Here is a 20,041-nt window from a genome sequence, read left to right on the forward strand (position 1 = left end):
AGTACCGTTATGAACGCTTGGGTCGAACCGGCCTTCGTGTTCAGATAAGCTGATTCCATGCGAAAGCGAACGATCTGAGCCACTCGTCAGCAGTTTCTGCTTCAGCGTTGCTGAAACAGTTTGAAAATCTGTCAGTTCTGCGTTTTACCTCACGAAAGACACGTTCGACGCTATTCCGATTTCCATGTCGTTCGTCTCTGAAATCGAGGCCATGTTCTTCACGTGCTCGGTGAAGTGGAACCGCTCCATCAACGAGAAAGATCGCGTTATCTACATCGAATTTTTGCGAAGCTCCGCGAAGAACTGATCTGCGATCACGTTTGTTCGTGTCCGTTCAAGCTTTGGGTGGAGCAAATCGTTTGAATCGGGATCGACAGCAGCGTACAGCCAGTATTGTTCATCGTCAAGCTGAATCACAGTTTCGTCAACTGCAACGTGATTCGGGTTTCGACCAGATTCCGGCTGTGAGTCGGCCTTGTGAACCCAGTTATGAACGGTGGATCGAACCATTTCAACACCGAATATCTCAAGAAACGAAACAGTATTCGAAAGCGATAGTCCAGCAAGGTGGAGCTGAATACTGAGCTTCATCAACAGCCGCGGTGTTGCTTCTCGCTCCACAAACTCTAAGTTGATCTCGTCTAAACAGCCGCTGAGGCGGTCGTTTTCGGGCATGGATCACTTTTCAAACGCACCGCTTCACTTTTCAATCCGTATCTGAACACCGTCGAACCGGCCGCCACGATGGCCGTCGAGCGAGCGACGTTCGCGCGTCCGAGCGAGGGAGAGAGACCGACGGCTCTCGGCCGGCCGTGCGGCGGTCGGCCGTGGGGCGGTCGGGATGAAGGTCGGATCCGGCGGTCGAAGGTGGTGACGAGGCGTGGACCGATCGGCGCTCGGCCGGCTGGGCCGGTTCGACGCGGTCGTTCTCACGTCGACGCTGTGGTTCCTCGGGAAGTTCGTCCGGTTCGCGTTCCCGCCGCTCTTCGAGCGGATCGGCGGCGTGTACGGCGTCTCGACGGCGATCTCGGTCGCCCTCTGGCTGGTCGAGTAGGGGACGCGGCCGAGCGGACCGTCGCCGATCCGGGCCGCCTCCGTGATAAAACGCGATGTGTATTGCGCCCGTTCGGGCACAGGTACAGGCGGCTCCCCGCGGAACCGGCGCGTATGCCACGAGACGACGCTCCGACCGCGCCGTCGACAGCCGAGGCGACGCCCACAGCCCCGGAGCTGGACCCGCTCTTCGATCCCGAGTCGGTGGCGGTCGTGGGCGCCAGCCCCGACTCGTTTTACTCGGGGAACCTCGTGAACAACCTCCTCGAATACGGGTACGAGGGCGCGCTCTACCCGGTCAACCCGAACCGGGAGGAAGTCTGGGGCCGCCGGTGTTACGACCGCGTCTCCGGGGTGCCCGAGACCGTCGATCTGGCGGTGGTGAGCGTCCCGCGAGAGCACGTCGTGGACGTCGTCGCCGCGGCCGGCGAACGAGGGGTTCCGGTCGCGCTCGTGCTCTCCGCCGGGTTCTCGGAGGCCGACGAGGAGGGGGCGGAACTCGAAGCGCGGCTGGCCGAGGTCGCCGCCGACCTCGGGATCCGCGTCGTCGGACCGAACTGCATCGGCGTGATGGCCGCCCGCGGGGCGACGCTCACGTCGACGTGTTCGCGCGCCCCCGAGCCGGGGCGCATCGCCCTCGTCAGCCAGTCCGGCGCGCTGGCGTTCACTACGTTCTTCGAGCGGGCGGCCGACCGGGACCGCCACTTCAGCCACGTCGTCTCGACGGGCAACGAGGCCGACCTGACGCTGACGGACTACGTGGCGTACCTCTCGACGCGGGAGACCGTCGACGTGGTGTGCGCCTACGTCGAGGGGGTCGACGAGCCGGAGCGGTTCATGCGGGTCACCGAACGCGCCGTCCGGAACGGGACGCCGGTGCTGACGGTGAAGGTCGGGCGGTCGGAGCTCGCGGAGGCGGCGACGCTGTCGCACACGGGATCGCTCACCGGGAGCGACGACGCCTGGGACGCCGCCTTCGACCAGACGGGCGTACAGCGGGTCCCGGACGTCCCGGACCTGCTCTCGCGAGCGAGCGCGCACGCCGCGTACGGGACGCCGGACGGCGACCGCGTCTGCGTCGCCTCGACCAGCGGGGGTCTCGCGAGCCTGCTCGCGGACATGGCGGCCGAACGCGACCTGTCGCTGCCCGACGTCGACGGCGAGACCGAGGCGACGCTGCTCGGGATCGAGGAGCTCCTGACGTACGGCGGCTTCAACAACCCGGCCGACATCAGGGGGTACGGCGCGGCGGTGCTCCCCGAGATCGCCGACGCGGTGCTGGCCGACGACGCCTTCGACGCCTACGTGTTCGCGATCGGGCTGTCGGGCGTCGACGGGCGCGCGGAGACGATCGCCGCGGACCTCGAGGCGATCGTCGACGACGCCGACGACCCGGTGTACGTCCTCTGGACCGGACGGAAGACGCCGGACGATCCGACGGAGACGCCGCCGTACGCTCGCCTGCGGGCGTCCGTGCCGGTGTACGAGGACCCGGGACGCTGTCTGGACGCGGTCGCCTCGACGGTCGAGTACGCCGCCGACCGCGCTCGGGTGAGCGAGCGGCCGTCTCGGGAAGCCCTCGCGAGCGCGCTCGACGTGCCCGGCGGTGTCGACGCGCACGGCGGCGCCGGCGCCCCCGACTCGGAGCTCCCGCGGGGACGCGTGTTGACGTGGGGGGAGGCCGAGCCCCTGCTCGACGCGTACGACGTCCCGGTCGTCGAGACGCGGGTGGCGACCGACGTCGAGGAAGCCGTCGCGGCCGCCCGCGACGTCGGCTTCCCGGTCGTCTGTAAGGTCGACTCGCCGGCGCTCCCCCACCGGACCGACGCCGGGGCCGTCGCGCTCGGGCTCGACTCGCCCGCGGCGGTCCGGGAGGCGTACGCGGACGTGACGGACGCCGCGCTGGCGCGCGTCGACGCGGACGACGTCGCCGGCGTGCTCGTCCAGCCGATGGTGGGGGACGGCGTCGAGGCCATCCTCGGCGTCGGGTCCGGCGACGTGTTCGGATCGGTGGTCACCGTCGGTCCGGGCGGGGTCCTCGTGGAGGCGCTCGACGAGACCGCGACCCTCGTCCCGCCGTTCTCCCGGGGCGACGCGCGCCGCGCCGTCGAGGCCACGGCGCTCGCGGACCTGCTGACCGATCGCCGCGGGAGCGAGCCGCTCGACGTCGACGCGTTCGTCGACCTGGTCGCGAACGTCGGGGACCTCGCGGCCGCGGTCGACGCGGTCGCCGAGCTCGACCTCAACCCGGTCGTCGTCACGGCCGACGGCCCCGTGGCCGTCGACGCGCTGGTCCGGACGGGACCGACGGGCTAGAGCGTCGGCCCGTCCTCGACGACCTCGCCGACCTCCTCCTCGCGGGCCGCGGCGTAGCGCTCCAACAGCTCGGTCTCGACGTCCTCCACCGGGAAGTAGCAGGCGGCCTCGTGGCCGTCGTCCGCGAACGCCGACCGCTCCGGCTCCTCGCCGCGACACGTCTCTTCGGCCTTCGGACACCGCGGGGCGAAGTTACACCCGCCGGGGAGGTCGACCGGGTTCGGCGGTTCCCCCGGCAACAGCACCCGCCGCCTGTCGACGGCGGGATCGGTCTTCGGCGAGGCCGCCAGCAGCGACGCCGTGTAGGGGTGTTTCGGCGCCGTGACGACGTCCTCCGTGGCCCCGACCTCGGCGATCCGACCGAGGTACATCACGGCCAGCCGGTCGGCGATCTGCGTGAGGCTCGCGAGGTCGTGCGAGATGTAGACGATGCCGATGTCGCGCTCGTCGGCCTTCTCCCTGAGGATGTTGAGGATGTTGGCCTTCAGCGAGACGTCGAGCATCGACGCCGGCTCGTCGCAGATGAGCAGCGTCGGGTCGAGGACGAGCGCCTGCGCGATCGCGACGCGCTGCCGCTCCCCGCCGGACAGCTGGGTCGGGAGCTGGTCGAGGTACTTCTCGGCCGGGCGGAGCCCGACGTCCTCGACGGTCCGCCTGACGCGGCGGTCGATCGTCTCGGCGTCGTGGCCCTGGATCTTCAGGGGCTCAGACACCGCGGCGCGAACCCGCTGGCGGGGATTCAGCGAGTCGAACGGGTCTTGGAAGATGAACTGCACCCGCGAGCGGAACTCCTTGGTGTCCTCGCCGAGGAGCTCGTCGACGGGCGTCCCCTCGATCAGGATCTCGCCGCCGGTGCGGTCCTGAAGCGCGGCGATCACCTCCGCCAGCGTCGACTTCCCGCAGCCGGACTCGCCGGCGACACCGACGATCTCGCCCTCGCGGACGGAGAGGTCGACGCCGTTGACGGCCTTGACGTAGTCGGGGTCGACCCCGCGCAGGTCGTCGAGGATGCCCTGTGGCTGTCGGAACCACTTCTCGAGGTCCCGCGTCTCGAGGATGGCGTTGCCGACGCCCGCCGTCCGGTCGCCCTCGTCGCGGACGTCGATCCCCCACGTCGCGGGGTCGGCGGCCTCCGCCCGCATCTCGTCCGCCCGGTCGGTGTAGTGGCAGGCGGAGAGCCGTCCGTCGACCTCGACCAGCGCCGGGTGACTCCCCTCGCACTCCTCGGTGGCGAACGGACACCGGTTGCGGAACACGCACCCGGTCGGCTCGCGGGTGAGGTCCGGGAGCGAGCCGGGGATGGAGATGGCCTGCTCGTCGAACTGGTCGACCTCCGGGAAGGCGTTCTTCAGCCCGATCGTGTACGGGTTGGTCGGCGCCCCGAAGATCCGGTCCGTGTCGCCCTGCTCCATCACCTTCCCGCCGTACAGCACCGACGTCTCGTCGCAGGTCTCGGCGACGACGCCGACGTCGTGGGTGATCAGGAGCAGGGAGCTGCCGATCTCCTCTTGGATCTCGATGAGCTTATCGACGATCTTGTCCTGGACGATGACGTCCAGCCCGGTGGTCGGCTCGTCGGCGATGAGGAGGTCGGGGTCCAGCGCGAGCGCCATCGCGATGGTGACGCGCTGGCGCATCCCGCCGGAGAACTGGTGCGGGTAGTTCCCGGTCCGGTCGGGGTCGAGCCCGACCATCTCGAACACCTCGGCGACGCGCTCGTTCGCCGTCGCCTTCGAGACGTCCCGGTGTTTGCGGATCGCCTGTCGGATCTGCGCGCCGACGGTCATCACCGGGTCCAGCGAGTCCATCGCGCTCTGCGGGATGTAGGCGATGTCCTCCCAGCGGACCGACTGCCACTCCCGCTCTGAGAGGTCGAGCAGGTCCCGCCCGTCGAACCGGACGCTCCCTCGGCGGACCTCGCCGTTGTCGTCGAGCAGCCCGAGGACGGACTTCGCGAGCGTCGACTTCCCGCAGCCGGACTCGCCGACGAGCCCGTAGTTGTCCCCCTCGTCGATCGAGAAGGAGACGCCGTTGACCGCGTGGACGTCGTCGCCGGGCATCCGATACGCGATCTTCACGTCGTCGACTTCGAGTAGACTCATTCTTGCTCCGTCTGTAGGTCGGGGTTGACTATCTCCTCGAACGCCCGCCCGACCAGGAAGACGCCCGTCGTGACCGCGCCGATGCCGATCGCCGGCGGCAACACCCACCACCACGCGGTGCGGATCGCGCCCGACCGGAACACCTGCTGGAGCATCCGGCCCCAGGAGGTCGTCGTCGGGTCGCCGAAGCCGAGGAACGCGAGCGACGCCCCGGCGACGATCGACCAGCCGACGGCGTAGGCGGTGTAGAGGAACCCGATCCCGAGGACGTTCGGCGCCACGTGGAGGAACATCGTCCGCGCGTGGCCGGCGCCCCTGGCGCGGGCCGACTTGACGAACGTCCGCTCCTTGACCGTCATCACCTCCGAGCGGATGACCCGCGCCGGCATCTTCCATAAGAAGACGACGAGCACGGCGGTGATGAGCCAGACGCTCGGCGTCACGAACGAGAGGATCACCAGCGCCATCGGCAGGAACGGGAGCGCGAACGTGAGGTCGGTGAGCCGCATCAGGAACTCGTCGACGCGGCCGCCGAAGTAGCCGCTCGTGAGGCCGACGAGGAAGCCCAGGACGCCCGTCCCCACGCCGCCGAACAGGCCGACGATCAGCGTCGGCCGCGCGCCGGCGAGGAACTGGCTCAACACGTCCTTCCCGAACGACGTCGTCCCGAACAGGGCCTTCCCGCCGGGCGGCTGGAGCCGCATCATCGACCCGCCCTGTTGCAGCGTGTCCTCGATCGGGTGGTACGGCGCCAGGTACGGGCCGAAGACGCCGAGGAATCCGAAGGCGACGATGACCGCGAAGCCGGCCTTCGCCGCGTTGTCCTGCAGCACGAACCGCAGCGTGCGTCCCGCTCGCTCGAGCTCGGAGCGGATCCGTTCTCTCGCCGTGTCGGTGTCGAAGCTGTATCCTGACATCAGACGTCACCCGTTTCGACGGTCGGGTCCAGTTTCGCGTACGCGAGGTCGGCGGTGAGGTTCATCACGATGACCGCGAGCGCCATGATGAACACGGCCGCCTGGACTGTCGGATAGTCCTGATTGAGGATCGCCTGCACGAGCGCGCGGCCGATCCCCGGCCACGCGAACACCACCTCCAGCGTGATCACGCCCTGGAACAGCATCCCCGTCCGAAGCGCGAAGTAGGTGACGAGCGGGAGCAGCGAGTTCCGGCCCGCGCGGCCCAGCTGCTCCATCTCGGAGAGCCCCTTCGCGCGGTGGAGCATGAGGAACTCCGACCCCTTCCGCTCGACGACCGAGTTGCGCGCGAGCATCAGGAAGTCGCCGCTGTAGAACAGCACCGTCGCGGTGAACGGGAGGATGTAGTGTCGCAGGAAGTCAACCGAGGCGAACGTCGCGACGTACCCCTGTGGATTGGCCAGCGGACTCCGCATCCCGAACGCGGGTAGCCACCCCAACCCGTACGAGAAGATGATGAGCAGGAAGATGCCGGTCACGAAGATGGGCGTGGCGCGGAACACCGTGGTGACGACGATGCTCGACTGTTCGAACCACGATCCGCGGTTCCAGCCGGCGTACATCCCGGCGAGGGAACTGACTATCGCGGTCGTGACGAGCGCCGGCAGCAGGAGCACGAGCGTGTTGACCAGCGCGGGGATGATGATCTCGCCGACCGGCCGCTGCTGGGTGAGCGAGATCCCGAACTGGAACGTGAACAGGTTCTGGATGTACCTGAGGTACTGGACGTATATCGGGTCGTCGAGCCCGTACATCGCCCGTATCTGTTCGACCTCCTCCGGCGTCAACGACCCCGACGCCACGAGCGCGCTGAACGGGTCGGCGGGCAGCAGGCGCAGCGTGGCGAAGATGATACTGACGGCGATCAGGGTCAGCAACGCCGCGATGATGGTGCGCTTTATTAAAAATCGTCGAAAACTCATGGATAGTTGGAGGTCCTCTACGAGAAGTCCGGCTGATCGAGGTCGGCGCGGGACGCGTGCCCGTTGTCGACGCGCTCGGCGAAGGCGTCCCACGCGTCGCCCTCAGGCCAGACGAGGTTGTCGTCGCCGTCGAACGTGTAGCCGGCCTCCCGGAGCATCGTTCGAGCGGCGTCGACGTCGTACTCGTACGGCTCGGTCTCGCCGTGGTAGGGGGTCAAAAGCGGCGTGATCAGGTTCTGCCCCTCGATCGCCTCGCCGCGACCGCCGAGCGTGTTCTCGACGAACCCCTCCTTGTCGAAGGCGTGCGACAGCGCCACGCGGAACGTCTTGTCCCGGAACAGCGGGACGAGGTGACTGAGGTGGACGTCCGTGGGGACGTAGTTCCGCGAGGTCTGCTTCTCGACGCCGCTCGGGTTCGCCGCGCGGTCGGCCTGCGCGTTCGAGACCGTCGTCCCGATGGCGTCGATGTCGCCGGACTGCATCGCGCCGATGAGCGTGGAGACGTTCCCGACGTTGGCGTGAACCATCTCGTCGATCCCGTCGCCGGGGACGAAGTACTCCCCGAGCAGCTCCTCGCGGACGTCGTCGTCCCACATCCAGTTGTTCTCGTGCTTTTCGAGGCGGAGCTCCGACCCCTGCTCCCAGTTGACGAACGAGAACGGGCCGGTGCCGACCGGGTTCTCGGGGTTGTACTCGCTGGGGCTGTCGACGTCAGACCAGCGGTGCTCCGGGATGATGGCGCTGCGGACGACCCGCTGGGTGAGGAACGCGGCGTCCGGCTCCGTGAGGTTGAACCGGACGCGGCCGCCGCCGGTCTCCGAGAGCACCTCCACGGAGTCGATCGTCCGGATGAACGCGGCCTGCTGGGGCGCGTTGTTCTCCTGGTAGAACTCGACGCTGAACTTCACGTCGCTCGGACCGAACGACTCGCCGTCGTGCCACTCGACGCCCTCCCTGAGGTCCATCTCGACGGTGGTGTCATCGACGACGTCGGCGTTCGTCGCCAGCGCCGGGACGATCTCGAGCTGCGGCGAGGCGTCGAAGAGCCCGTCGTAGACGTTCAGGAGGCGCTTCTCCTCCTGACCGCCGCTGGAGAACGGGAGGTTCGTCCCCTGCATTCCCGAGGTGACCCCCTTCACCCAGGTCGTCGAGTCGCCCTGCGGCTGGAGGTTGACCTGCGTCCAGATGAACGAGTCGCGCGTCGTCCCGTTGCCGGGGGTCGGCACGTACCCCTCCCAGTCGGCGGTGTTGGCCACGGTGATGACGTCCGGGAAGTTCGCCGCGATGAGGTAGGCGTCCTCGCTGAGTTTGCGCTGGACCTCGTGGCAGATCTCGGCGCGCGCCTCCTGGTCGCCGATCGTCGACGCCTGCTCGTCGAGCAGCTCAGTGACCTCGTCGTTCTTGTAGTTGTAGTAGTTCCCGCCCGTCTCAGGGTGCGCCCGCATCAGGAACGGGTTCGGGTCGAGCCCGCGCTGCGGGTCCGGTCCGTGGAGGTTCATCGTTATCGGCACCGGATGGCCCACGTCGGCCCGCCAGAACTCGCCGTAGCGGGTGCTCGGCTGGACGTTAATCAGGTTGACGCCGACGCCGATGTCGTTCAGCGACTGCTGGACGAGGAGCGCGAACTCCCGCATCCACGGGGTCTCGGCCTGCGCGAAGTGCGTGTCCACCGCCGGGACGGCCTGCCCCTCGACGGCGGTGTACTCGAACTGGATCGCCTCGTCGTTGACGTCGGACCCCTTCGTGTCGACCGGCCACTCCTCCCAGAACCGCGTCTCGATCGACTGGGCCTCGCCGCCGTCCGTGCCGTCGCCGCCGTCGCCGTCCATGCCGTCGCCGTCGGTTCCGTTCCCGCCGTCGCCGCCGTCGCCGCCGTCGTCTCCGCCGAGACCGCCGCAGCCGGCCACCCCCGCCATCCCCGTCGCGCCCGCGATCTGGATGAACCGTCGCCGTGATTTCGTGCCCGTCTCGATCTCGAATGTGGTATCTTGTGACATCCCGGTCACACGTATCGCCGTCGATTGGTTGTACCTACTCCCGATACCGGCCAATAATCATCATTCTTTATGAGGGATATCGGCGGCGAGACCGAGCGGGGCGCTCCAGTCGGCCGTTCCGACCGGGAGCGCTCAGCTCTCGACGCGGGACCCCTCGCGAGTGCTCCACCGAGACCGGCGCGTGGGCCCTCGGCGGGTCGCGGGCGGCGATCCGCTCTGCTTCGGGGTGGAGAGCGAGAAGGGAAAGGGACCGCGCGTTCATTCGCCGGGGGCGCCGTCGGAAGAGGAGTCGCCGGCGGCCGAGAAGACGAGGTCGAAGAGCCGCTTCTCGGCGAGTCGCAGTCGTTCGCTGAGCGTCGACTGAGCGATGTCGAGTTCGGAGGCGATGTCGTCCGCCGACACACGTCGCGGAACGTCGAAGTACCCCATCCGATGAGCGGTCCGCAGCACGGTCACCTGCTCGGGCGAGAGTTCGTTACGCAGCGCCCGTCCGAGCTGTCCGCTTCCGAGCGGTTCACCCGTCGTCTCGACCTGGTTCACGCTCAAGAGCTCGAACCGACCGAACCGGTCCTGAATCCTGTCCGCGAGCGCTCGGAACGACTCCCACTCGTTGACGGTGACCACCCCTCGGAAGTAGCCGTTTCGGAGCTCCAGCCGGTTCGGGATGGCGTTCGCGCGTAGGATGACGCCGAGCAGGAACGGATACGGTTCGTGAGCGACGACCGTCAACCGATATGTCGGCTCGTTCGAGTCGCCCACCACCTGCTCGTGGTGGAACAGTTCGACGCGAGAGAGGTCCGTCAACACCGATTCGGGGTCGAACGGCGATTCGGACGTGACGAGTAGCGACTCGATCCAGTCGCCGTCGTCCGCGTAGAACGCGTTCTCGAACGTGATCGAACGCGCCGCTGGAACCCGGTCGGTTATCTCGCCGACGACCCCCGACAGCGACGTCTGGAACTCGATACGAAGGATGCTGATCACCTCACCGCCTACCGGTTAATAGCTACGTAACATATTTAATCTTTTACTTGTCATGCACTGCGGACGCGCCACCGGAAACGTCTCCGCGGTTTCGACGGCCCCCTCTCCGCGGTTTCGACGGCCTCCTCTCTGCGGTTTCGACGGCCTCGTCTCCAAAGCGGTCTGCGTTCGGTATGGCCGGGGGGCTCACGAGTCGACGGCGGAGCGCTCACGACCGGACCGCCCCGGCCTCGTGTTCAGATAAGCTGATTCCATGCGAAGCTGAACGATCTGAGCCACTTGTTAGCAGTTTCTGCTTTGGTGTTGCTGAAACAGTTTGAGAGACTGGTAGTTCTGCGTTTTATCTCACGGAAGACACGTTCGACGCTGTTCCGATTTCCATGTCGTTCGTCTCTGAAATCGAGGCCATGTTTTTCACATGCTCGGTGAAGTGGAACCGCACCATCAACGAGAAATATCGCGTCATCCACGTCGTGTTTTTCGCGAAGCTCCGCGAAAAACTGATCTGCGATCACGTTTGTTCTTGTCGGCTCAAGCCTTGTGTGGAGTAAATCGTTTGAGTCGGGATCGACGGCGGCGTACAGCCAATACTGTTTATCGTCAAGCTGAATCACGGTTTCATCGACCGCAACGTGATTCGGGCTTCGACCAGACTCCGGCTGTAGATCGGCCTTGTGAACCCAGTTATGAACGGTGGATCGAACCCGATCAACACCGAATACCTCAAGAAACGAAACAGTATTCGAAAGCGATAATCAAGCAAGGTGGAGCTGAATACTAAGCTTCATCAACAACTTCGGTGTTGCCTCTCGCTCCACAATCCCTAAGTTGATCTCGTCTAAACAGCCGCTGAGACGGTCGTTTTCGGGCATAGATCACTTTGAAAACGCCCCGTCTCACCTTTCAATCCGTCTCTGAACACCGTCCGCCCCGGAAGCAACACGATTTATATCAAACGGGCGTAATTGCGAACACGACCGACGCCCCGAAACGCTTCGACTCCGGAACGCGACGTTTCCCGGGCGCACGGACACTGACGTACCAGCATGTCGATCATAGTCACGCTCCACGTGGAGCACGAACGTCTCGCGCTGGTGCCCACGTTACGGCGGCTCGACGGGGCCGACATCGAGGTCGTAACGCAGGGTACCACGGACCCCGGGTCCTCTGAGTTCCCGTTTCTCGTCGAGTACGGGGACCGCGACGGGCTCGAACGAGCACTGGAGTCGGACCCGACGGTCGGGGAGTACGAGCTCATCGAATGGTCCGACGGGACCGGGGTGTACTACATCGAACACACGTCGGAGACGGAGCTGATCAGCACGGCCGTCTCGGACGCCAACGGGTTCCTCATCCACACCGAGTCCGAGCGGAACGGGTGGCTGGTGCGATTGCTCCTCCCCGACAGAGCCGCGCTGAGCGACGTCTGGGACCACGCCACGGAGAACGGCATGCAACTGGACATCGTCGAGATTCACGACAACGAAACAACGGATTCCGGGCCCTCCTACGGGCTGACCGACGAACAGCGGCAGACGCTGTTGATCGCCTACGAGAACGGGTACTTCGTCGAACCGCGCGAGATGTCGCTCGACGAACTCGCCGACGAACTAGGGCTGTCGTCGACAGCCGTGAGCGGTCGGCTGCGGCGCGGTATGCGGAACCTCGTCGCGGCGACGATCGCCACCGAGGGCCCCGAACAGTGACCGGCAACTCGGCCCTCGGGTGCTGAGCCCCCGAGATCCTCGAGCGGACCGGTCGACGCGATACTACCACGTACTCGAGGCCTCCGAGGGCCGCCGAGACGGGTGCTGTAATAAAAGGGGGGAGTTTTTCATGCTCGGCTTTATTGTTCATTACATTTTCTATCTATAAGAATGTCCCACGAGCAGGACCATCCAAACTATCCGAGTGTTGACCAGTCAGACCGAACGCTACCTCGCAACCTCCGGCAGACCGGAGATCCGGGGATCGAGATGCTCGTCTCGACGCGCGTTCGAAAGTCACCGTTCTTCGATAAATCGTTCAACGAGAACGGCGCTTGGCGGTGTACCGTCTACAACCGTCTCTACCACCCGCGCGGGCTGGTCGAGCCCGAAGACGGGGGCGCTATGGCCGAGTACGAAGCGCTGACCAACAGCGTAACCATCTGGGACGTCGCCGTCGAGCGTCAGATCCGCGTGAAGGGTCCGGACGCCGAGGCGCTCACCAACCACGTTGTCACCCGCGACGTGAGCTCCATGGACGCGATGGACGGCAAGTACGTCATCCTCTGTAACGAGGACGGCGGCGTCCTGAACGACCCGGTGCTGCTCCGGCCGGCCGAGGACGAGTTCTGGTTCTCCATCTCGGACAACACGCTGATGCAGTGGCTGCAAGGCGTAAACGTCGGCATGGACTTCGACGTCGAGATCGACGAGATCGACGTCGCCCCGATGCAGATCCAGGGGCCGCTCTCTGAGGACGTGATGGTTGACGTCGTCGGCGACGAGGTCAGCGAGATCCCCTACTACGGGCTGATGGAGTCGCAGGTCGACGGCGTCGACGTGCTTATCAGTCAGACCGGGTTCTCCGGCGAGAAGGGCTTCGAGATCTACGTCAAGGAGGCCTCGAAGTACGGCGAGCGGGTCTGGGATCAGGTCCACGAGAGCGTCCTCGACCACGGCGGGATGCAGATCGCTCCCGGCCACCACCGACGGATCGCCGCGGGCATCATGTCGTGGGGCCAGGACCTCGACCACGAGACGTCGCCGTTCCAGGTCAACCTCGGCTACCACGTCCCCGACGACAAGGACGTCGACTACATCGGTAAGGAGGCGCTCGAGGAGCAGAAAGAACAGATCGAGAACGGCAACTACCCGTTCAACCACAAGATGATCGGGATGAAGATGGCCGGCGAGCCGATCCACGACTACGCGCCGGACTTCTGGCTCGTCTCCGATCCCGACAGCGGCGACGAGGTCGGCTACCTGACGTCCCCGTGGTACAACCCCGATCTCGAGACCAACATCGGGATGGGCTTCGTGCCAGCCGAGATGATCGAGGCCGAGACCGACGTCCCGCTGAACGACTCGGTGTACGACGAGGACCTCGACCTCGAGTTCGAGGTACATCTGCCCGACGAGTACGCCGAGGAGCCCGGCGAGCCGGTGTTCGCCACCGCGGCGAAGATTCCGTTCAAGGAGTCCGTCAACCCGAGCGCCCGCGAACAGGCCAAGCTCAGCGCGAAGCAGGAGGCCAGCTCGAACGACTGAGCGACACCGTTCGGTTCAGACCCGAGTAGTCGCGGCTCGCCTTGGCCCCTGACCCGCGTTCGGGGAGGGTCCCGAGGCGGGGGTCCCTTCCTCGCCGATCGCGTCGACGTTCAAGAGACCTCAGTCTTACGTTTTCTTTTTTATCGGCTTCCGAGCGCAGTCGCGGCGTGACGAGTCGCGCTCGACGGGACGCGCCGGCGACGCCGCGAGGGCACCCTCCGCGGCGACCCTGGACGGAAAGTACCGTCGGATACCCGTACGCGGGGACTCGCGGGGACTCGCGGGTCCTTCGAAGGGCGGGGACTCGCGGGTCCCTCGGACAGCGCGGGCCGGTGGGTCCCTCGGACAGCGCGGGCCGGTGGGTTCGTGAGCTACCGGTAGAGCGGGAACTCGTCGGTGAGGGCGTCGACGCGGTCCGACACCCGCTCCACCGTCGCCCCGTCCTCCGGGTCGTCGACGATGTCGGCGATCAGGTCGGCGACCTCCCGGCAGGCGGCCTCGTCGAAGCCACGGGTCGTCAGCGCGGCCGTGCCGGCCCGGATCCCCGAGGGGTTGAACGCCGAGCGCGTCTCCCCCGGAACCGTGTTGGCGTTGAGAACGATCCCTGCGGATTCGAGGGCGCCCTCGACCGCCTTGCCGGCGGTATCCGGATGGGATGGGCGGAGGTCGGCCAACACGAGGTGGGTGTCGGTGCCGCCCGACACGAGTTCGAGACCGCGTTCCTGGAGCTGCTCGCCGAGCGCGGCGGCGTTGTCGACGACCTGGCGTGCGTACGCCTCGAACTCGGGTTCGAGCGCCTCCTTGAACCCCACCGCCTTGCCGGCGACGTTGTGCATCAGCGGGCCGCCCTGCGCGCCGGGAAACACCGACGCGTCGATGTCGTCGGCGTGCTCCGCGTCGCACATCACGATCCCGCCGCGGCCGGCCCGGATCGTCTTGTGGGTCGAGCCGGTGACGAAGTCCGCGACGCCGACCGGCGAGGGGTGGACGCCGGCGGCGACGAGCCCGGTGATGTGCGCGATGTCCGCGAGGTGGTAGGCGTCGACCGCGTCGGCCGCCGTTTGGATGCGCTCGAAATCGACCTCGCGGGGGTACGCGGAGTAGCCGGAGACCACGATGTCCGGATCGAACTCCGCCGCGGTCTCCCGGAGCCCCTCGTAGTCGATGTACCCGGTCTCGGGGTCGACCTCGTACTGTTCGACCTCGTAGAGCTTCCCGGCGAAGTTGGCGGGATGCCCGTGCGAGAGGTGGCCGCCGTGTTCGAGCTCAAGTGAGAGGATCCTGTCTCCGGGGTCTAGCATCGCGAGGTAGACGCCCATGTTCGCCTGCGTCCCGGCGTGCGGCTGCACGTTGACGTGCTCGGCGCCCCAGAGCTGCTTGGCGCGTTCGATCGCGAGCTCCTCGATCTCGTCGGCGCGCTCGCAGCCGGCGTAGTAGCGCTCACCGGGGTACCCCTCGGCGTACTTGTTTGTCAGCTCGGAGCTCTGGGCCTGCATGACGGCCTCAGACGCGTGGTTCTCCGAGGCGATCATCGCCAAGGTGCCCTCCTGTCGCTCTCGCTCGCCGTCGAGCGCGTCCGCCGCCGCCGGATCGACTGCCGCGACCGTATCGTACGTCATGTATCACATAGGGGGCGCTGAGCACGAATGAATCTGTCTTCGGCAGAACGTGACTGTCAGTTGACGACCTGTGTCGTCACGGCGCGCCGTGGGAGTCCTTCGGTCTCAGGTCGGTTTCAGCCGATCGCTCGTCTCCCGCCGGTGAGCGGTGTCAGAACGGCCGCGGTGCTTATCCGACTTGATGTCATAAAATGCATGATGTTGGATCGGCTGAAGGCGGCAGCGATGTTCATCCTCGACCCGCCGTGGACTCGTGACGGTCCCGAGACGTTCACTATGGCGGTTCCCGAGGCGCACACGACGTTCAAGCGGGGCAGCGTCGGCTGGGCGAAGCGCCCGCCCGCGGTCGTTCGATGTTCCTCCTGTCGACACTCGTTCACTCACGAGTTTGCCAACGACTTCCTCGACTGTCCGAACTGTACCATGGAGCGCTCCCCCGAGGAGTTCGACGAGTTCGAACTGATCGCGCTCGTCTGTCCACACTGCCAGCGGCGGTTGGACCACGGCATCCGCCATCCCGAGATGATGGACGTGCCCGAGTTCGCGTCCTGCACCGAGTGTCAGTACCACTGGGAGTACCAACACGACTACGAGCTGTAGCGGGACGTATCCGAGTCGCTTTTTGCCCTGCTCAGCCTAACGAATTCGTGACTTACTCGAACAAACCACCGGGCCCAATCGCGGACCGGACCTTCGACGTCGGTCTCTGGGTCGGCGCCGCCGGGGGAGTCGCCTGCGTCGCGCTCCTCTACTGGGCCAACGTGCTCTCCGTGACGGACCCGCTTCACACGACGGTGACCCTCGTGCTCTTTCCGGTGTACGTCCTCTCGGTCGCGGTGTTTCTTGGTTTATGGTTGGGCTACGATACCGACGAGACCAACCTCACGCGGGTGATGGTCGAAGACGAGTCCGACGAGTCCGATAGGTCCTAACGGAACGCTCGAGTGCGTGACGCGCCGCTGCGGCGCCGTGACGGTCAAAAAGAAGCGAAACGAGGCTGCTTCCGACGCGCTACGAGGTGAACCGCGGACGATCAGTCGCCCGGTTCACCCTCCCCGCTCGTGATGTCGGTAACGACCTCGCCGCCCTCTCTCTCGATGACGACTTCGCCCTCCTCGGCCATCTCCTGGACGCGCTCCTGGAACTCCTTCGACTCGAGGATCTGGTACTCGGTGTCCAGTCCCTTCTTGATCGCGTACATCATGAACACGAGGATGAACGCGAACGGTAAGCCGGTCGAGATGGCCGCGGCTTGGAGCGCGGCTAGCCCCTGCGAGCCGCCGGCGATGAGCAGCGTCGAGGCGACGACGCCCTCGGTGACGGCCCAGAAGACGCGCATCGCGACGGGCGCGTCGTGTTTGCCGCCCGAGGTCAAGTGATCGATGACCAGCGACCCCGAGTCCGACGACGTGATGAAGAACGTCGCCACGAGGAGCACCGAGAGCGAGGACAGGATTATCGTCCCGGGCAGTTGCTGGAGCATCGAGAACAGGGCGACTGCTCTCGGCACCTGCACTCCTTCCGCGAACATCGCGGCGCTCACGGCACCGCTGGACAGTTCGATGCTGAGTGCGCTCCCGCCGAGGGCCGCGAACCAGAGCACCGAGAACAGCACCGGCAGGATGAGCACCCCGCTGATGAACTCACGGACGGTGCGCCCCTTCGAGATCCGGGCGATGAACATCCCCACGAACGGCGACCAGGCGATCCACCACGCCCAGTAGAACACGGTCCAGTCGACGAGGAACAGTCCCTCGCCGTCTCCGCCGGGGCCGTAGTAGGCCGACCCCTGGAAGTACGGCTCGGTGACCGCACCCGCGTAGAACGCGAGGTCGAAGAAGTTCCCGAAGTACTGTCCGAGCCCCTGCGGGATCATCTCGAAGATGAACAGGGTGGGACCGAGGACGATGACCGCCGTCAGCAACGTGAACATCAAGAAGAGGTTCAGATTGCTGAGCCGCCGGACGCCGCCGTCGAGTCCCGCCGCGACCGATAACACGGCGACCGCGGTCACGCCGGCGATGATCGCGACCTGGACGGGCGTTCCGAACGGGACCGCGGGCGCCGCACCGACGTTTCCGCCGAGGAAATTGAGTCCGGCGTTTATCTGTTGGGCCCCCAACCCGAGAGAGGTCGTCAGCCCGAACAACGTCGCGAACACGGTCAGGATGTCGATGATGTGGCCGGGCCACCCGTAGATGCGTTCACCCAGAACCGGCCAGAAGATCGACCGGAAGGTCAACGGCAGACCGCGGTTGAACGAGAAGAACGCCAGCGACAGTCCCACGAGCGCGTATATCGCCCACGGGTGGAAACCCCAGTGGTATAACGAGACTGCCATAGCCACCTGCGCCGAAGCCTGCGACGCGCTCTCTGCACCCAAGTGCGGGTCGAAGAAGTGCCAGACCGGCTCCGCGACGCCGAAGAACATGAGGCCGATCCCCATCCCGGCGCTGAACAGCATCGCGACCCATGAGATGTCGCTGAACTCCTTGTCAGCGTTGACTCCCCCGAGCCTGATCTTTCCGTACTTGCTCAGGGCGAGGTACACCATGAACACGATGAACACGTTCGCGACCAGGATGAAGAACCAACCGAAGACCTCCGAGATACCGGTCCGTACGTCGTTGTAGAGCGTACTCGCTTGGTCCGGGAACGCCAGTGATAATCCAATGAACGCGACGATCACCAACGCCGAGATGCTGAACACCTGCGGGTGGACGTCGAGGACCTTCGTGTCCCCGATGCTGAACTGCTTGTTCGTGTCGCCCGGCTCACGGTCGGTATCCGCGTTGAACAGCTCTACCTGGAGGCCTTCACCACCGAATCCTCCGTCGTCTTCGCTATCACTCATACGATACCTCCCTCGTAATCGTGGTACGTCGCCGTTTGTTCGTCATGATTTGGATCGTTATCTTCGGTCTGGTTGTGCTGTACACGCATCATACGCGTTATCTATACGCATGAGTGGTGTTGACACGTAAGGTGGCTTGGCCGTACCCGTAAGTATGCTTCGGATAATATAAATAAAAAGGAACTTGTTGTTTCGAACAACAGTATCCGCTCCGAGCAACACATACTGTCGGTTTACGTGCATTTCGTGGTTCGGACTCAGTCCGCACGGATCGGGATCACCCGAGGAGACGCCGCCGCGTGAGCCCTCTCGGACTCGATTTCGACGCGCTCACCGCGGTCATCGGTAGGTATCGAGCAGGCCGTGATGCGTCGCTCCGCGGAGTGGTCCCGCCGTCTCGCCGCGAACGCGCTCCGGCGGAACGGTAACCCGATCGCGTCAGTAGTAGTCCCACTCGTCGTCCGGGCTGCCCTCGGTGACCTCGTCGGAATCGGTCGCTTTCTCCGGAGCGACTTCCTGGGGATCACGCATGCCGTCGCCCTTGACAGATCGGTAGATGAAGACGCCGAAGGAGACGAGCCCGCCGAGAAGCAGGAGTCCCCCCGCGATAACCGCGAGCGTGAACGCCCCGCTGAGGAGGTCGGACGATATCTGTACGACGATCATGTCCATACGACGCCCTAGGGGTTGCAGCCTGAAGAGTATTACAAACGATCGGAGCGGGATCCATGTCCGAATAAAACGGAAGCGTCGCTCTCGGGAGCGTCAGGGCCGGCCCGTGCGATGGCGCGGTCGTCCCGTTCGGATCCCGTCGCGTCGATGACTCACTTGGCACCCTTCCCGACGATCGTCACCGGGACGTCCGACATCCGTGCGACCTTCTCGGCGGTACTCCCGATGTACTTGCTTATCGCGCCCCGTCCCTGCTTGCCCGTTACGATGAGATCGATGTCGTTGTTCTCGGCGTACTCCACGATCTCGGCGGCGACGTTACCGGTTCGGACCACGCCGGTCCCGTCGAGGCCGCGATCCGCCGCCCGATCGACGACGCCAGTGACCGTCTCCTCGCCGTACTGCTTGTACTCCTCCATCTCGTCGTCGCCCAGCCCGACGGTCAGAATGTAGGTCGCCTCCGTTTCGACCACGTACACCGAGTGCACGTGTGAGCCGAGCGACTCCGCCAAGTCGAGCCCCTTGCTAACGGATGCCTCCGACTGTTCGCTTCCGTCGGTAGCGATGAGAATGTTCTCGAACATAGGTGCGAACTGATATCACTCAGTACAAATGAAATAGGTTCGGGTATAACACATCTCAGACATGTTGTGCAATACGCGACTCGACTGGGGCCGCTCGGCGTCCGGTCGGGGCCGCAGGGCGGGTCGATACGGGGCATCCCCCGATCAGCCCGTTCGGACCCGTCCTGCGGCCCCGAAGTGTTCTTTCACTTATTGGTCTCCCTGATATAGATCGAGAACGCGGTGAACACGAAGAGGGTGCCGGCGACGACCGGGCGCTGCGCGAACAGCGTGACGAAGGCACCCACTGCGAACAGGACCGCGAGAACGGTGGCTCCCTTCGGGACGAGGTCGTCCATCGTCTGCAGTACGTCGTGCGGGTCGTTTATACGTTCCGCAGCCTGGAACGGCCTCCGGCTCCCGGTGAAGAGGCGGGGAAACGCGGTGGCCGCAGGGCGACCCCGGTTCGGACCCCGTCGACGGATCTCGCGACGGTCGCGCCGCCGTCGAGCCCAGCGGCCCGCTCCCGGGAGACGGATCGGGGGACGAGCTACGTCTCGTCCGACGATTCGCGGTGGTCCCACCACAGCCCGAATCCGCCGAGGACCGCGGCGAACACACCGAATACCACCTCGAACAGCGATCCCGTGACCGCGCCCGAGACCGCGAAGACGACCCCACCGACGCACATGAACCCGCGGATCAGCGTTCGGAACTCTACTGACAT

At 65.5% G+C, this 20,041-nt stretch carries 16 protein-coding genes and 3 pseudogenes; 6 read left to right on the forward strand and 13 right to left on the reverse strand.

The genetic code is table 11. From position 1 onward, the window contains the following. Positions 1–40 precede the first annotated feature (40 nt). Positions 41–675: pseudogene (locus DJ73_RS02910) on the reverse strand (IS6 family transposase). Positions 676–880: 205 nt separating this feature from the next. Between DJ73_RS02910 and DJ73_RS20095 the strand changes: the two are divergent. Next, positions 881–1,024 (forward strand): annotated as a pseudogene (locus tag DJ73_RS20095) (MFS transporter); the annotation flags it as partial. Between the two features lie 143 nt (positions 1,025–1,167). Next, the gene (locus DJ73_RS02915; RefSeq protein WP_094557257.1) at positions 1,168–3,369 is read left to right on the forward strand and encodes an acetate--CoA ligase family protein; all 2,202 of its coding nucleotides are present in this window, start codon (positions 1,168–1,170) and stop codon (positions 3,367–3,369) included. Here the strand turns inward: DJ73_RS02915 and DJ73_RS02920 are convergent. The 6 genes and pseudogenes from DJ73_RS02920 to DJ73_RS02945 form a co-directional block, all read right to left on the reverse strand. After that, positions 3,366–5,471 (reverse strand): ABC transporter ATP-binding protein, encoded by a 2,106-nt coding sequence (locus DJ73_RS02920; RefSeq protein WP_094523168.1) that lies wholly within the window; start codon positions 5,469–5,471, stop codon positions 3,366–3,368. The genes DJ73_RS02915 and DJ73_RS02920 overlap by 4 nt on opposite strands. Beyond that, positions 5,468–6,388, reverse strand: a complete 921-nt coding sequence (locus DJ73_RS02925) for an ABC transporter permease (RefSeq protein ID WP_094523167.1) — start codon at positions 6,386–6,388, stop codon at positions 5,468–5,470. The genes DJ73_RS02920 and DJ73_RS02925 overlap by 4 nt, the downstream gene beginning before the upstream one ends. Further along, a complete protein-coding gene (locus tag DJ73_RS02930; RefSeq protein ID WP_094523165.1) occupies positions 6,388–7,371 on the reverse strand; it encodes an ABC transporter permease in 984 nt (327 codons plus the stop codon). The genes DJ73_RS02925 and DJ73_RS02930 overlap by 1 nt, the downstream gene beginning before the upstream one ends. A 17-nt stretch (positions 7,372–7,388) precedes the next feature. Beyond that, entirely contained in the window at positions 7,389–9,368 is a 1,980-nt protein-coding gene (locus tag DJ73_RS02935) for an ABC transporter substrate-binding protein (protein WP_094557258.1), read from the reverse strand. A gap of 258 nt (positions 9,369–9,626) precedes the next feature. Further along, the gene (locus tag DJ73_RS02940) at positions 9,627–10,352 is read right to left on the reverse strand and encodes a helix-turn-helix domain-containing protein (RefSeq protein WP_254921575.1); all 726 of its coding nucleotides are present in this window, start codon (positions 10,350–10,352) and stop codon (positions 9,627–9,629) included. A 236-nt stretch (positions 10,353–10,588) separates the two neighbouring features. Beyond that, a pseudogene (locus DJ73_RS02945) lies at positions 10,589–11,224 on the reverse strand (IS6 family transposase). A 174-nt stretch (positions 11,225–11,398) separates the two neighbouring features. Here DJ73_RS02945 and DJ73_RS02950 point away from each other — a divergent pair. Next, positions 11,399–12,058 (forward strand): helix-turn-helix domain-containing protein, encoded by a 660-nt coding sequence (locus DJ73_RS02950; protein WP_094523161.1) that lies wholly within the window; start codon positions 11,399–11,401, stop codon positions 12,056–12,058. A 171-nt stretch (positions 12,059–12,229) separates the two neighbouring features. Further along, on the forward strand, positions 12,230–13,606 hold the full coding sequence (locus DJ73_RS02955; RefSeq protein ID WP_094523159.1) for a glycine cleavage system protein T: 1,377 nt from the start codon (positions 12,230–12,232) through the stop codon (positions 13,604–13,606). Positions 13,607–13,977: 371 nt separating this feature from the next. Here DJ73_RS02955 and glyA read toward each other — a convergent pair whose 3' ends face one another. Beyond that, a complete protein-coding gene (gene glyA, locus DJ73_RS02960; protein ID WP_094523157.1) occupies positions 13,978–15,225 on the reverse strand; it encodes a serine hydroxymethyltransferase in 1,248 nt (415 codons plus the stop codon). Between the two features lie 195 nt (positions 15,226–15,420). Here glyA and DJ73_RS02965 point away from each other — a divergent pair, with 195 nt between their 5' ends. Further along, positions 15,421–15,825, forward strand: coding sequence for a hypothetical protein (locus DJ73_RS02965; RefSeq protein ID WP_094589381.1), 405 nt, complete (start codon positions 15,421–15,423; stop codon positions 15,823–15,825). Between the two features lie 47 nt (positions 15,826–15,872). Next, complete coding sequence (locus DJ73_RS02970) at positions 15,873–16,157, forward strand: hypothetical protein (RefSeq protein ID WP_094523153.1); 285 nt, start codon at positions 15,873–15,875, stop codon at positions 16,155–16,157. 101 nt (positions 16,158–16,258) lie between these two features. Here DJ73_RS02970 and DJ73_RS02975 read toward each other — a convergent pair whose 3' ends face one another. From DJ73_RS02975 to DJ73_RS20105, 5 genes are all read right to left on the reverse strand, one after another. After that, positions 16,259–18,079 carry a BCCT family transporter gene (locus DJ73_RS02975; RefSeq protein WP_094523151.1) on the reverse strand — a complete coding sequence of 607 codons (1,821 nt, stop codon included), beginning with the start codon at positions 18,077–18,079 and terminating at the stop codon, positions 16,259–16,261. A gap of 438 nt (positions 18,080–18,517) precedes the next feature. After that, the gene (locus DJ73_RS02980; protein ID WP_094557259.1) at positions 18,518–18,751 is read right to left on the reverse strand and encodes a hypothetical protein; all 234 of its coding nucleotides are present in this window, start codon (positions 18,749–18,751) and stop codon (positions 18,518–18,520) included. A gap of 152 nt (positions 18,752–18,903) precedes the next feature. After that, positions 18,904–19,335, reverse strand: coding sequence for a universal stress protein (locus DJ73_RS02985; RefSeq protein WP_094523147.1), 432 nt, complete (start codon positions 19,333–19,335; stop codon positions 18,904–18,906). 185 nt (positions 19,336–19,520) lie between these two features. Beyond that, positions 19,521–19,673, reverse strand: coding sequence for a hypothetical protein (locus tag DJ73_RS20100; RefSeq protein WP_176451068.1), 153 nt, complete (start codon positions 19,671–19,673; stop codon positions 19,521–19,523). 191 nt (positions 19,674–19,864) lie between these two features. Continuing rightward, positions 19,865–20,041, reverse strand: coding sequence for a hypothetical protein (locus DJ73_RS20105; protein ID WP_158217267.1), 177 nt, complete (start codon positions 20,039–20,041; stop codon positions 19,865–19,867).

This window comes from Halorubrum sp. Ea1, assembly GCF_002252965.1.
Taxonomy (GTDB): domain Archaea; phylum Halobacteriota; class Halobacteria; order Halobacteriales; family Haloferacaceae; genus Halorubrum.